The following is a 13,187-nucleotide window of genomic DNA, read 5'->3' as shown; positions in this document are numbered from 1 at the left end:
CCACCCCGCATTCTCGAAATCGGTAGGGGAGCTCCGGCCCCGGCCTCAGGGGCGTCGGGTGTGGAAGAAGGCGTCCAGGGTTGCGGCGCAGTCGGATTCGAGGACGCCGCCGCGTACCTGGGGGCGGTGGTTGAGGCGGCGGTCGCGGACGACGTCCCAGAGGGAGCCGACCGCGCCCGTCTTCGGTTCCCAGGCGCCGAAGACCACTCGCTCCACGCGGGCCAGCACCAAGGCGCCGGCGCACATCGTGCACGGCTCCAGCGTCACCGCCAGCGTGGCGCCCTCGAGCCGCCAGCCGTCGCCGTACACCTGCGCGGCGCGGCGGAGCGCGAGTATCTCGGCATGCGCCGTGGGGTCGCCGAGCGCCTCGCGGGCGTTGGCCGCACGCGCCAGCTCACGCCCGTCCGCGTCGAAAACCACCGCACCCACCGGCACGTCGCGCGGATCGGCGTCGGCGGCCGCCGACAGCGCCGCACGCACGAGGTCCTCATCCGCCCCGATCACCACCGCTCACCCCACCAACCACTGCCGCCCCCGCCGCCAACCGACAGCGGCCGACCGGCCCCCACCCATCTCGGGCCGAGCGCCCGTGCCACATCCGACAGCCCTGCCATACCCTTCAGCCGTGCCGAACCCGACAGCCGTGGCGCACCCGTCGGCCATGCCACATCCGGCAGCCATGCCACATCCGCCAGCCGTGCCGCACCCGCCAGCCTTGTCACACCGGTCGGCCATGCCACACCGGGCAGCCGTGCCACACCCGGCAGCCATGCCACACCAGCCAGCCATGCCACACCCGTCAGCCTTGCCACACCGGGCAGCCGTGCCACACCCGTCAGCCATGCCACACCCGACGGCCGAGTCGTGCTCGGCAGCCCTGCCGCGCCCGGCGACCGATTGGGGTTCGGCACCGGTTCAGCGGGGGAGCTTGTCCAGCACCGCCGACAGCTCGTTGGCGAAACCCAGTCGCTGGGCGATCATGCCGAGCTGCTCGTCGGGGTAGAGGTCGGTTTCGGCGAGAATGACGCTCAGGACCGGTTCGGGCAGGCCCAGGTCGGCGAGTACGCCGAGGTCGCCTTCCTCCCAGGGCTCGACGTCGTCGAGTTCGTCGGGATCGATATCCGGAATCTCGACATTCAATGTCTCGAGGACGTCCGCGGCGATGTCGTAGTCGATCGCCGCCGTGGCATCCGAGAGCAACAGCCGGCTGCCGGTCGGCGCGGGCCGCAAAACTATGAAGAATTCGTCATCGACATCGAGCAATCCGAACACCGCTCCGGTGCTGCGCAGTGCGCGCAGTTCATGTTCGGCTGCCGTCAAACTGTTGAGTGCCGCGGGGGACAGCGGGCTGCATCGCCAGGTGCTTTCTTCGCGGACAACCGCCACTGCGAACCCTTCGACGTCTTCGTAATCGTCCGACGCCGCCCTGTTCGTGCTCGAGCGCTGTGCTGCCATGGCCGCAACGGTAGTCCGCTTGGGCGGAAATGTTGAAGTCGTATGCGAATCTGATCCGGTGACAGGCGACCGAAAATCAGCCGTATGCGTGTTGGGCACGGGATTGATCGGCGGATCGGTGCTGCGCGCCGCCGTCGCCGCGGGTTATGCGGCCTGGGGGTACAACCGTTCGGAGACCGGTGTGCGCGCCGCCCGCGCCGACGGGTTCGACGTGGACGGCGATATCGAAGCCGTACTTTCCCGGGCCGCTGCGGCCGATGCGCTGGTGGTGGTCGGCGTGCCGATGCCCGCCCTCGCACCGATCCTGTCCGATGTGAAACAGTTCGCGCCCGACTGCCCGCTCACCGATGTGGTCAGCGTGAAGAGCCCGGTCGCCGCCGCCGTGCGCGAGCACGAGCTGGGGGCGCGCTACGTGGGCGGCCATCCGATGGCCGGTACCTCCGAATCGGGTTGGGCGGCATCGAGTTCCGACCTGTTCCAGGGCGCGGCCTGGGCGATCGGGGTCGACGCCGGCACCCACGCCGACCCGTGGACGCGGGTCGCGCGGCTGGCGCTGGACTGCGGCGCGTACCTGGTCCCGGTGGTCGCCGCGGAACACGACCGCGCGGTCGCGCGCATCTCGCATCTGCCCCACGTGCTCGCCGAGGCACTGGCGGTGGCCGGAGCGGGCGGCGGCGACCTCGCGCTCGGACTGGCCGCGGGATCGTTCCGCGACGGCACCCGAGTCGCGGCCACCGCCCCCGACCTCGTCCGAGCCATCTGCGAGCCGAATTCCGCCGCACTGCTCGACGCCCTCGACGACATCCTGCGACTACTCACCGCCGCCCGCGACAACCTGTCCGCCACCGGCTCCCTGGGCGAACTCGTCGACGCCGGCTACACCGAACGCAACCGCTACGACACCCTCGAACGCTGGGAAATCACCGGCATCCGTCCCGGCGACCACAACTGGCTCGAAGAACTACACGACGCAGGCCGACGCGGCGGTGTCCTCCGCACCCTCGATTGAGTACGGGTCAGATCTGTTCCGCTTTGCCCGGGTAGTCCAGCACAACCCGGTCAGATCGGTTCGCAAGGCCCGGTCAGTCCAGGACAACCCGAGTCAGACCTGTTCCACCAGGCCCGGGCAGTCCGAGACGACCGGGGTCGGATCTGTTCCGCCGGGGCCGGGTAGTCCAGGATGCCCCAGATCCGTTCCCGGAAGCCCGGCTAGTCCGAGACAACCCGAGTCAGATCCGTTCCGCCAGGTAGTCCGAGACAACCCGTGCCAAATCTGTTCCGCGAAGCCCGGGTAGTCCAGGACGACCGGGGTCAGATCCGTTCCGCCAGGCCGGGGTAGTCCAGCACGAGGCCGTCGGAGTCGACGGTGACGGTGGCGCTCGAAACCGGCGAGAGGACGTGGATGCCGTCGGCGCCGCTGGAGTAGGTGAGACTCGCCTCCTGCACCAGCAGATCGGGCAGGCGCACGTAGACGACGGGGACCTGGACGTCCTCGGCGGCCTGGGCCAGGCCGTAGCGGCGGATCGGGAGTGTGTTGAAGAACGGGCTGAGCACCACGTCGACGTCCAGCGCGCCGCCGAAGGTCGAGCGCACGTGGGTGCCGCCGGCGTCGATCAGCCAGTAGTTCTCCTCGTCGCGGGCGATCGAGGCGTGCCGCTCGCCCGCGGCCACCGTGCTGCGCAGCGACAGCCGCTTGGTCACCCCGCTCTCATCGGTGACCAGGTCGTAGGAGGCGCTGAACGCGGGGTGCTCGTCGCAATCACCGGCGATGATGCGGCCGGAGGCGCGAATCCGATTGCCGGTGAGGATCACCCGCACCGATTCCATGCGGGAGGCATTGTGCGACCGCCAGGTGAGCATCGCGGGCCAGCGCGATACCGCTGCCGCGTCCGCACGTTCGCCGCTCGCCGGGGCGGCCGCCGAATTGCCCTGGGCTGGATTGCTCACCTCTCTACCGTAAGTGACGAGTCACCCGTCTCCCGCGCGCCGTAGGTGCCGCGCGCCGCCCACTCACACCAGCGACTCCTGCCAGGCCGTGTGCAGTGTGGCGAAGCGCCCGGTGCCGGCCGTCAGCTCGGCCGGGGAGCCGTCCTCGACGATGCGGCCGGATTCCAGCACCAGCACCCGATCGGCGATGGCCACCGTGGACAGGCGGTGCGCGATGATGACGGCGGTCCGGTCGCGCAGCACGGTTTCCAGCGCATGCTGCACCTGCCGCTCGCCCGGAATGTCGAGGCTCGAGGTGGCCTCGTCGAGCACGATCACCGCCGGGTCGGCGAGGAACACCCGCGCGAACGCGACCAGCTGACGCTGCCCCGCCGACAACCGCCCGCCGCGCTTGCGCACATCGGTGTCGAAACCCTCCGGCAGCGACATGGCGAAGTCGTAGAACCCGACCGCGCGGGCCGCGGCGTGCACCTCGGCATCAGTCGCGGTGGGCTTCCCGAGCCGGATATTGTCGGCCACCGAACCGGAGAACAGGTACGACTCCTGCGTCACCATGGCGATATTGCGGCGCAGGTCGACATCGGACACCTCGCGCAGATCCACGCCGTCCAGCCGCACGGCGCCACCGGACGGATCGTAGAAACGCGCGACGAGTTTGGCCAGCGTCGATTTACCGGCCCCCGTGTCACCCACCAGCGCAATCACCTGTCCGGCCGGAATTCGCAAGGAGAATTTCGGCAGCACAGGCGTTTTCGCCGAATTTTCCACCGGTTCCTCGTCGTCCTGAGTATTTCGCGCCGGATATTCGAAGTGGACGTCCTCGAGCGTCAATTCGCCGCGCGCCCGGCCGAGCGGATGCGGCGTGCGCGGTTCGGCCACGGTCGGCCGCTCCTCGAGCACCCCGGAGATGCGTTCCAGCGCCGCAGCCGCGGATTGGTAGGAGTTGAACACCTGCGCCAATTCGTCCAGCGGTCCGTAGAACTGCCGCAGGTACAGCAGGAACGCCGCCAGCACGCCGATCTCGACGTGGCCGTGGATGACTCGCCACGCGCCCACCACCAGAATCACCGCGGTGGTCCCGTTGCTGATCAGCCGCACCAAACCGATGTAGGCGGCCATGCCGCGCAGCGCCCCGGCGTTCGCGGCGCGGTACTCGTCGTCCTCGGTCGCCAGGATGGTCTGGTTGCGGTCCTCGCGGCGGAAGGCCTGCACCGCACGCATCCCGCCCATTACTTCCACGAAATGAACCACGACCTTCGCGATGGCGCTGCGGGTGCGCCGGTACCCCGCCCGCTGCCGCCGCTGTGCCCAGCGGGTCACGTAGACCAGCGGGACGAATCCGGCCAGCACCACCAGTGCGAGCGGAATGTCCAGCCACACCAGGATCACCGCGATGGTCGCGACGGACAGCACCGCACTCAGGGCGTCGTTGAGGGCGCGGTCGAGCAGGTCCTCCAGCGACTCCAGATCGCTGGTGAGCCGGGCGACGATCTTGCCCGAGGTGTAGTTCTCGTGGAAGCCGACCGACAGCCGCTGCACGTGGGCGAACACCCGCATCCGCAGATCGAACAGCACCTGCTGGCTCAGCCGGCCAGAGACGCGCAGGAACAGGAACGTCGTCACGCCACCCAGCGCCGCGCATCCGGCCACCCCGCCGACGGCCAGCAGCAGCGGACCCCAGTCCCCCGACATCGCCGGGCGCACACCGGCATCCAGCCCGTGCGCCACGAACAGCGGCGCCGACACCATGGCGGCGTTGTCCACCACGATCAGCACGAGCGCCGCCAGCGCCCACAGCCGATACGGCCGCACCAGCGACCACAGCAACCGCCGCTGCCGTGCCGCCAGCGCGAGATTCACCGCATCGGACGCCTCGATCTCCTCGGCGGCGACACCACGCCATTCGGCCTCGGATGCGCCCGGCTCGGTACTCGGCGCAGACGCCGGCTCGGCCGCGCCGATCGGGGATGCGGCCGGAGGCGTCGGCGCCACAGGCTGCGGGGAAACCGGCGAGGAATCCCGTTGCGGGACGGAGCTTTCCGGCATCTTCGTCACCTCCTGTCGGCTGAAAGGGTTTGCGATTCACTGTCTTCGGGGGCACGCGCCTCGGTGGCGCGGTCCCCCGCGACCACGCCACCCATGAGTTCGCGGTAGCGCGGGCAGGTTTCCAGCAGACGTTCGTGCGGACCGTCGGCGATGATGCGCCCGCCGTCGAGCACCGCGACCCGGTCGGCCCAGGCGGCGGTGGACGGGCGGTGGGCGACGAGCAGCACGGTCGCTCCGGCGAGCGCGTCGTGCAGCCGCGCCTGCACCACTTCCTCGGTGGTGACGTCCAGGGCCGACAGCGGATCGTCCAGCACGACGATGTGCCCGTCCGTGTGGCGCTGCCGGTCCAGCACCGCGCGGGCCAGCGCCAGGCGTTGCCGCTGCCCGCCCGACAGGCTCAGGCCCTGCTCACCGATGCGGGTACGCAGCCCCCAGGGCAGGTTGTCCACGAATTCGGTGGCGCAGGCGACGTCGAGCGCGGCGCGGACCTGGTCGGCGGTCGCGTCGGGGTACCCGAGCGTGATGTTCTCGCGCACGCTCGCCGAGAACAGCACCGGCTCCTCGAACGCGACCGACACGATCGAGCGCAGATCCGCCAGCCGCAGCGAGCGGATGTCGACGCCGTCGACGGTGACCGAACCGGCGGAGACGTCGAACAGTCGCGGAACCAGCCCGAGCACAGCGGTTTTGCCGCTCCCGGTGGCACCGACGATCGCGACCGTCTCCCCCGGCCGGATGCGCAGCGAAACCTCGTGCAGCAGATCATGTTCGGCGTCCGGGAAGCGGAATCGGACCCTGTCGAAGCGCAATTCACCGCGCAGTGGCCGCGGCGCGGGAACCGGCCGCGCGGGATCGGCGATCTCCACCGGAGTGTCGATGATCTCCCAGTACCGTTCCGCGGCGGTGCGGGCCTGATTCATCTCCGCCAGCACGAACCCGATTCCCATGATCGGCCACTGCAGGTAGGTAGCCAGGGTGATGCCCGCGACCAGGGTGCCGAGCGTCATCGTGTCCGACGTGAGCAGGAAGCCACCGATGGCCAGCGCCGCCGCGATGCTCAGTGTCGACAGGGTGTTCAGTGCCGTCCACAGCCGGGCGGCCAGCCGCACCTTGTCCATCTCCAGCCGCTGCAGTTCGCGGGCCTGCCGCCGGAACCGGCCGCCGAACCACAGACCGCGGCCGAAAGCCTTGAGCACCCGGATGCCCTGCGCGGACTCCTCCACCGTGGTCGCCAGATCGCCGGACTGGTCCTGGGCGCGCCGCGACGCCCGCCCGTACTCCTGCTCGAATCGCAGCGCCAGCAGCACCAGCGGCACCGCGATCAGCAATTCGACCAGACCGATCTGCCAGGCGAACGCGAACAGGATCAGCACCCCGGCGGCCAGTGTCATCGACAGCGCGACCAGTGTCGGCGCCACGAACGCGAAGAACCGCCGCAGCGTGGACATGTCGGTGATGGCGCGGGAGGTCAGCTGGCCCGATTCCATGCCGTCGTGGACGCCGACGGACAAGATCTGTAATCGCCGAAACAGCCTGGCGCGCAAGCGGACTTCCAGCTGCGCGGCGGGATGGGCGATGACCCAGCGCCGCAGCCACGACGTCGCGGTGCTGAGCAGCGACAGGACGGCCACCAGCAGCACCGGCCCCCAGATGCCGCCGAAATCGCGCCGGGCGACGGGCCCGTCGACGATCCGCGCGGTCAGCACCGGCACCAGCAGATCGCACAGCATGCCGAAACCCGGCAGCAGGGCGCTGGCATAGAGCGCGCGGCGGTACGGGCGGAAATCCGGCCACAGCCGCCGCAGCGGACCCGAACGCGAATTGTCGCCCGGTGCGTTCGATCCGGTACTGTCGGCCTCCGTATCGGACGAGGCTCCCGCCAGGACGACGGACACAGCTTCTCCCCCTTCGCCTTTCGCCAGATTCTGCCGCCCCATGCAGCGGACGCCGCAGAGCTCGCGCCGGGGTACGAACTCCCAGGTTGCCAGCACCGGGCACCGGATCGCCACCGGTTTTCGGCGGGCTCGTCCGGTCCGGAAGCACCGGGACTCCCGGCCTATGCTGCACGACGTGCTGATAGTCGCCGGAGACCGGCGCGTCCTGGACCGCTACCTCGACAGCTGCCGCGCCGCGGTCGAGGCCGCCCGGTCCGCCCCCGGTTGCCTGGACTACGCCCGGTCCGCGGATCCCGTCGAGCCCGACCGCGTCACCGTCTACGAGCGCTGGACCTCGCGCGCGGCCGTCCAGTCCTTTCGTGGCACGGGACCGGGCGACGACTTGTCCGAACAGATCATCTCCGAACAGATCGTCTCCGAACAGATCATCGATGCCGACGTGCGGGAATTCACGTGTTCGGACGAGCGGCGGCTGTGACGCCTACAGCCAGTCGGGCACCGGCGGGAGATCGCCGGTGAGATCGGCGCCGTCGGACCGGCCGATGAGCCAGGCGGCGACCGCGGCCGCCGGACCGGTGACCTCGGTGATGGGTGCGGTCCCGATGGTGGCCGTGTAACCGGTGTCCGTGGTCGTCACGGTGAAGCTGGGCGGCTTCGGCTCCGCCGGGTCCGAGGTCATGGGCTTCGCTCCCGGCGGCCCGCTGGGCGTGGCGGCACGAGCCAGACCGTCGACCACCTCGGGCAGCAACCGTGCGACGAACTCCCCGGGCCAGTCGGCGGGCCGGTAGCCGATGTCGAGATCGACGTGGTGGATCTCGGCCTCGCGCAGCCGCAGCCAGGGAATCGCCGTGGCGGGCAGCTCCCGTCCGCCGCGGGTGCGCACCCGGGTGGACCAGCGGTCGGCGGGCATGGCGCGGGCCAGCGCCAGCCAGCGGTCGGAGGCCGCGCGCAGGTCGTCGATCTGTTCCGCCAGCGGCCGCCGCGCGCCCATCTCGATATCCGAATCACGCAGGAATTGACTTGCGTACTGCGGTGTTTCGATCCCGGTGCGAGCCCACAGCAGCAGATTCACCAGGCTGTCGGCATTGCGCGCCAGATGGGTGAGCACGTGTGCGCGGGTCCAGCCGTCGCACAGCGACGGTCCGGGCAGGTCCTCGTCGGTCAGTTTCTCCACCGCGCCGAGCAGGCGGGCGGTCGCCGTGTCGACCGTACCGAGCAGGGACAGATGCTCGCTCAGTTCGGGGGCATCGCTGGTCACGGATGCGACACTACTCATCGCGGCGACGGTGCGCCGCTCCATTCGGATCGCCGAAAGGTAACTGTTCAAATGCCGGACAACTGGCCGTCGCCCGGTCACGATAAGCATCAGCCCGTGAGATCCAGTGGCACTGTCCGGTCCGCGGCGCTGGCTGCCCTGTGCGTGGCCGTCGCGGCCTGCTCGTCCGGGAGCGAACAGGCGGCCTTCACCACGGGAAAGGATCGGCCGCTGGTGATCGCCCCGGACCAGTTGCTCGCGCGCACCGGCGGCAGCGCGGCCGTCGCCATCGCCGACCCCGCGCACGGGCGCATCGAACATCGCCCCGACGGAGCGGTGATCTACACGCCCGACCCGGGTTTCACCGGGTCGGACACGCTCTCGGTCACCACGACCGATGCCGTTCGGCTGTACACCACCGACATCCCCGCGCTGGGGCAGTTCGGCGGAACGACGGTGCAGGGCAGCGGTTTCGGCTCCGCGTTGACCCCGGTGCCGGGATCGGCCGACGAGTTCTACGGGCTGACCGACCGCGGGCCCAACGTGGACGGTCCCGCGAAGGATGAGAAGCTCTCGCCCACACCTGGTTTCGTTCCGAAGATCGGGAAGTTCAAGCTGACCGGCAGTCGCGCGGAGCTGGAATCGACCCTGGAACTGAAAAACCGTGCGGGCGTGGGGTTCAACGGCATGGTCGACAGGTCGGCCTCGACGGGCGAGACGATCCGCGATCTGGACGGCCGGGCCCTGGATCCGACCGATCACGGCCTGGATCCCGAGGGACTGGTGGCCCTGCCCGACGGAACTTTCTGGGTCTCCGACGAATACGGCCCGTTCCTGGTGCATTTCGACGCCACCGGCACCGAGATCGAGCGCCTCGCCCCGGGCAGCGGTCTGCCGCGCGAGCTTTCGCTGCGCACGCCCAATCAGGGAATGGAGGGGCTCACCGTCACACCGGACGGCGGCACGCTGGTCGGCATCGTCCAAAGCGGTTTGCGGACACCGGGTCTCACCTCGGCCCGCGAGGTTCCGATGACGCGCATCGTCACCGTCGACCTGCCTTCGAGGGCTGTCCGCGAGTTCGTGTATCCGCTGGAGAATCCGCAGAGCCGGCTGGCCGTCTCGGAGATCACCGCGCTGAGCGCCACCACGTTCCTGGTCGACGAGCGCGACGGTGAGCTCGCGCCGAAAACGGACAAGAAGCTGTGGACCATCGATCTGGCCGGAGCCACCGATGTCGGCCCGCAGGCCGCGGTGCCCGGCGCGCGCTACGACCCGAACCTCGGGCTGCTCGTCGCGGACAAGCCGCTGGAGACCTACGTCGGTGCCGTGCCCACCGCCGACGGCGTGGCGGCGCTGCGGCAGGCCGGGATCACGCCGGTAGCCAAACGTTCGCACCTCGACCTGTCGGGCCTGGTGGCCGGGCTGGCGCCCGACGGCCGCTTCTTCGGCCACGACAAGATCGAGGGCCTCGCCACTACCGACGGCGGCAAGACCCTCTACATATCCGACGACAGCGACTTCGGCCTGGGCGGCAGCACCGGCGACGCCCCGCCGTTCGGACTGCGGCCCAAGATCCTGCCGAACGGGGCGCAGGACAGCGGCGAGATCCTGCGGATCGACACCGGAAAACTGCCCGCGCGCACCGAGATCACCGAGGTGACCGTGACCGTCGGGTGATTCTCAGGATTTACCCACACGACGCACGGACCACTGACAGGCGGCGGTGTCACGGTGGAGTTATGCACATACTCATGGAGATCATCGCCGGAGCCGGCGCGCTGGCCGTCCTGGGAGCTATGGCCGTGTCGGGGGCCGTCGCGTCGTCGGCGCCGCGCTCGCTGGTTGCCGTGCGCGTCCGCCGCCACTGACCAGCCCGACCTGCACGGCCAGCGCCACCAGCCACAGCGACATCGCCCCCACCTGGATGCGCTGGGCGATGCCGAGCGCGTAGTCGCCGGTCAGGTTGTCGGCGATCAACATCCAGGCCGTGGCGGCCATCCCCAGCACGACTATCCACAGGCCGGAATGGCGCAGGATCGGCCAGTCCCGATACCGGAACGCGGCCGCGCTGAACGCAATCATCGCCACGAAGATCGAGGTGACGGCGAGCGTGCTGGTGAGCGCGTGCACCTGGTGCAGCTGCGGGAGCAGGCCGTTGTCGCACGATCCGGCGCAGGGTTCGATCGGCCATTGCGCGTCCGCGATGGTGGCCGCGCCGAAGCAACCCAGCGCCACCCATCCGACTGTGGACAACCGGCGGCGCGGGAACGCGACCAGCCCGCCGAGTGCCGCCGCCAGCGTCAGACTGCCCGCGATCGTGTCGGCTGTGGAGAACACCCAGCCGTACGGGCGGCCCTCGGCGTCGAGTTCGCTGAGGAACGAGTCGACCGGATCCAAGCCGATCGGCAGCACGAATTCCAGGACCCACGAGGAGTAGCAGACGCCCGCCACCGCGATCGCCGCGGCGATGCACCAGCGCAGCACCCACGGCCGGCGAGACCCCGGCCGCTCTCGTTCCAGCACGGCCGCCGCGGAGCGCGAGTGTTCGGTCTGCGCCATCGCCCTCGTTTCGTCGGTCCGTCGGCCCGAGTACGGACTGGTCGGACGGGTTGCCGACCTTCCCCTCCATCATGACCTATCGGGACGACAGCGCCGCCTGCACTCGGTCGGCCGCCGCGGCGGCGGGCTCGTGTTCCCACACCCGCACCACCAGCCAGCCCGCGTCGGCCAGCCGCGCGTCGGTGTCACGATCGCGCGCGACATTGCCCGCGAGCTTGTCCGCCCACCACTGCGCGTTGTTCTTCGGGTAGGTGGCGTGCTCCGGGCAGCGGTGCCAGAAACACCCGTCGACGTAGACGGCGACCTTCCGCCGCGGAAATACCAGGTCGGCCCGTCGCCGCAGCCCTGTCAGCGGTGCGCGGTCCACGAAGAACCGGCATCCGCGCCGGTGCAGTTCCTTCCGCAGTTCGGTTTCGGGTTTGGTGCCGACGCGGCGCTGGCGGGACATCCGCGCGCTGGTCCGCGCGTCGGTCGCGGGGCGTCCGGAGGTCACGATGTTCCCAATTCCGGTCCTCGCATATCTCGATCGTGTCCGCTCGCTCGTCCCAGCGGTCGCACTGTGCTGCTTCGACACTCCGCCGGCCCGGCCACCCACGTCAACTCCGGTCGCCTCGCCGGGTCAGCACGTCTGTCAGCGAGCCGTGACACGGGGCTCGGCGAGTGTGGACAAGTCGGCGAATTCATTTGGGACAGGCGGGAACCCGCCCATTCTGAGTAGATGGTTCTCCACATCGGCCAGGAATCCGGGCGGGAAGCGGAGATTGCCGCGGGCGGCGCGGCGGAGGAACCCCGCGGTGGCGCGGGCCGACAGCAGGCGGGCGTCCTCGAGGAACCAGCGGAGGTCCTCGTACGGTTCGTGGACCGGCCAGGTGGAGACGGCCACGCGGTGCACGGTTCCGGCGTGTCCCCAGGCCGCCGCGGGCCAGCGGTGACTCGGCAGCGGCAGTTCGTCGGGCACGACGTCGACCACCGGGTCGGCCAGCCGCGCCCCCGCCCACGACGCCATGCGCACGCTGACCGCGTTCCCCACCAGCTTCCACCGATGGCCCTGCCGCACGCCGGGTGCGGCCAGCGCCGGATCCGTCCAACCGGGCGAAAAGCCTTGCAGGCGTTCGGCGTCCGCGAGTCCCGGGGTGACGATCTCGCCCGACGGCAGCCGCACCGCGGGCGGACTGGCGATCCCCAGCCCCGATCCGCCCTTGAGGGTCGGCACGGCGTTCACCGCCCAGCCGAGCCCGCGCACCCCCTCGGTCCAGTAGAAACCGCACGGGTCGACCGCAGCGTCGCCGATCGTTCGCGGCCCGGCGTCGGTGCCGAACAGCACCGGGCGCGGATCCTCGGTGCGCGAGGCGAGCATCAGCACCCGCTGCCGCCGCTGGGGTAATCCGAACGCGCGGGCGTCCACCACTCGATACGCCCAGGTGTAGCCGAGTTCCTCGAGTGCGGCGGTGATGTGCCGCATCGCCTGCCCACGATCGAGTTGCAGCATGAACGGCACATTCTCGATCAGTAACCAGCGCGGCCCTCGTTTACGCCGCACCAACCGGAACACCTGATCCACCAAACCCGAACGCGCACCGGAGATCCCGGCGGTCCGACCGGCCTGCGAGAGATCCTGACACGGGAACCCGGCGGCGACCAGATCGGTGCCGGACGGCAGCGACCGCAACCTGGTCACGTCCGCATGCAACTCGACCTCGGGAAACCGCGCCGACAGCACCGCCTGTGCGCCCGGATCGATCTCGCACAGCAATTCGGTCCGCCACCCGTGCGCGCCCAGACCGAGCTCCAGCCCGCCGATACCGGCGAACAGCCCGACCATCAGCGCGCCCGTCACAGCTCTCCTTTCGCCGCCCGACCCCGGCAGACCCCACCACCACCGCGCCGGGCCCGCGGGAGAACGTTACTCGAGTGCCGGAACGGGGCTAGCGGGCGGCTTGCCCGCCGGCACCTCCCGGGACAACCATGGCGACATGACCTACCTGGCCGAACCCTCACTCACGGACGCGTACCAACAACATGACCGACCC

At 70.1% G+C, this 13,187-nt stretch carries 13 protein-coding genes; 3 read left to right on the top strand and 10 right to left on the bottom strand.

Translation table 11 applies throughout. The features are described 5' to 3' along the window. Positions 1-45: 45 nt before the first annotated feature. From NWFMUON74_RS00985 to NWFMUON74_RS00975, 3 genes are read right to left on the bottom strand one after another with little or no spacing between them, the layout of a single operon-like run. Positions 46-501, bottom strand: coding sequence for a nucleoside deaminase (locus NWFMUON74_RS00985; RefSeq protein ID WP_187688836.1), 456 nt, complete (start codon positions 499-501; stop codon positions 46-48). After that, a complete protein-coding gene (locus NWFMUON74_RS00980; RefSeq protein ID WP_187686145.1) occupies positions 501-911 on the bottom strand; it encodes a hypothetical protein in 411 nt (136 codons plus the stop codon). Before NWFMUON74_RS00980 ends, NWFMUON74_RS00985 begins: the two co-directional genes overlap by 1 nt. A 4-nt stretch (positions 912-915) precedes the next feature. Beyond that, positions 916-1,455, bottom strand: a complete 540-nt coding sequence (locus NWFMUON74_RS00975; RefSeq protein ID WP_187686144.1) for a tRNA adenosine deaminase-associated protein — start codon at positions 1,453-1,455, stop codon at positions 916-918. A gap of 58 nt (positions 1,456-1,513) precedes the next feature. On the opposite strand from NWFMUON74_RS00975, the gene NWFMUON74_RS00970 reads away from it, so the two are divergent. Beyond that, complete coding sequence (locus NWFMUON74_RS00970; protein WP_269475311.1) at positions 1,514-2,464, top strand: prephenate dehydrogenase; 951 nt, start codon at positions 1,514-1,516, stop codon at positions 2,462-2,464. Positions 2,465-2,766: 302 nt separating this feature from the next. Here the strand turns inward: NWFMUON74_RS00970 and NWFMUON74_RS00965 are convergent, their stop codons facing one another. From NWFMUON74_RS00965 to NWFMUON74_RS00955, 3 genes are all read right to left on the bottom strand, one after another. Continuing rightward, positions 2,767-3,315: a putative glycolipid-binding domain-containing protein gene (locus NWFMUON74_RS00965; protein WP_187688835.1), complete on the bottom strand. Its 549-nt coding sequence runs from the start codon at positions 3,313-3,315 to the stop codon at positions 2,767-2,769. A gap of 150 nt (positions 3,316-3,465) precedes the next feature. Next, positions 3,466-5,448, bottom strand: a complete 1,983-nt coding sequence (locus NWFMUON74_RS00960; RefSeq protein WP_187686142.1) for an ABC transporter ATP-binding protein — start codon at positions 5,446-5,448, stop codon at positions 3,466-3,468. Between the two features lie 5 nt (positions 5,449-5,453). After that, positions 5,454-7,343 carry an ABC transporter ATP-binding protein gene (locus NWFMUON74_RS00955; RefSeq protein WP_232110776.1) on the bottom strand — a complete coding sequence of 630 codons (1,890 nt, stop codon included), beginning with the start codon at positions 7,341-7,343 and terminating at the stop codon, positions 5,454-5,456. Between the two features lie 175 nt (positions 7,344-7,518). Between NWFMUON74_RS00955 and NWFMUON74_RS00950 the strand changes: the two genes are divergently transcribed. After that, complete coding sequence (locus NWFMUON74_RS00950) at positions 7,519-7,821, top strand: putative quinol monooxygenase (protein ID WP_187686141.1); 303 nt, start codon at positions 7,519-7,521, stop codon at positions 7,819-7,821. 3 nt (positions 7,822-7,824) lie between these two features. Here NWFMUON74_RS00950 and NWFMUON74_RS00945 read toward each other — a convergent pair whose 3' ends face one another. Next, positions 7,825-8,601, bottom strand: coding sequence for a maleylpyruvate isomerase family mycothiol-dependent enzyme (locus NWFMUON74_RS00945; RefSeq protein ID WP_232110775.1), 777 nt, complete (start codon positions 8,599-8,601; stop codon positions 7,825-7,827). 114 nt (positions 8,602-8,715) lie between these two features. On the opposite strand from NWFMUON74_RS00945, the gene NWFMUON74_RS00940 reads away from it, so the two are divergent. After that, positions 8,716-10,275 (top strand): esterase-like activity of phytase family protein, encoded by a 1,560-nt coding sequence (locus tag NWFMUON74_RS00940; protein ID WP_232110774.1) that lies wholly within the window; start codon positions 8,716-8,718, stop codon positions 10,273-10,275. Positions 10,276-10,392: 117 nt separating this feature from the next. On the opposite strand, the gene NWFMUON74_RS00935 is transcribed toward NWFMUON74_RS00940, so the two are convergent. The 3 genes from NWFMUON74_RS00935 to NWFMUON74_RS00925 all read right to left on the bottom strand — a co-directional run bounded on the left by NWFMUON74_RS00935 (position 10,393) and on the right by NWFMUON74_RS00925 (position 12,979). Then, positions 10,393-11,157: a DUF998 domain-containing protein gene (locus NWFMUON74_RS00935; RefSeq protein ID WP_187686138.1), complete on the bottom strand. Its 765-nt coding sequence runs from the start codon at positions 11,155-11,157 to the stop codon at positions 10,393-10,395. Between the two features lie 76 nt (positions 11,158-11,233). Beyond that, on the bottom strand, positions 11,234-11,650 hold the full coding sequence (locus tag NWFMUON74_RS00930) for a very short patch repair endonuclease (RefSeq protein WP_187686137.1): 417 nt from the start codon (positions 11,648-11,650) through the stop codon (positions 11,234-11,236). 138 nt (positions 11,651-11,788) lie between these two features. Beyond that, the gene (locus NWFMUON74_RS00925) at positions 11,789-12,979 is read right to left on the bottom strand and encodes a DNA cytosine methyltransferase (protein ID WP_187688833.1); all 1,191 of its coding nucleotides are present in this window, start codon (positions 12,977-12,979) and stop codon (positions 11,789-11,791) included. Between the last annotated feature and the right edge of the window lie 208 nt (positions 12,980-13,187).

It is taken from the genome of Nocardia wallacei, assembly GCF_014466955.1.
GTDB classification, from domain to species: domain Bacteria; phylum Actinomycetota; class Actinomycetes; order Mycobacteriales; family Mycobacteriaceae; genus Nocardia; species Nocardia wallacei.
Note: the sequence above shows the minus strand (reverse complement) of the source record. Positions and strands in the feature narration are given on the sequence as shown.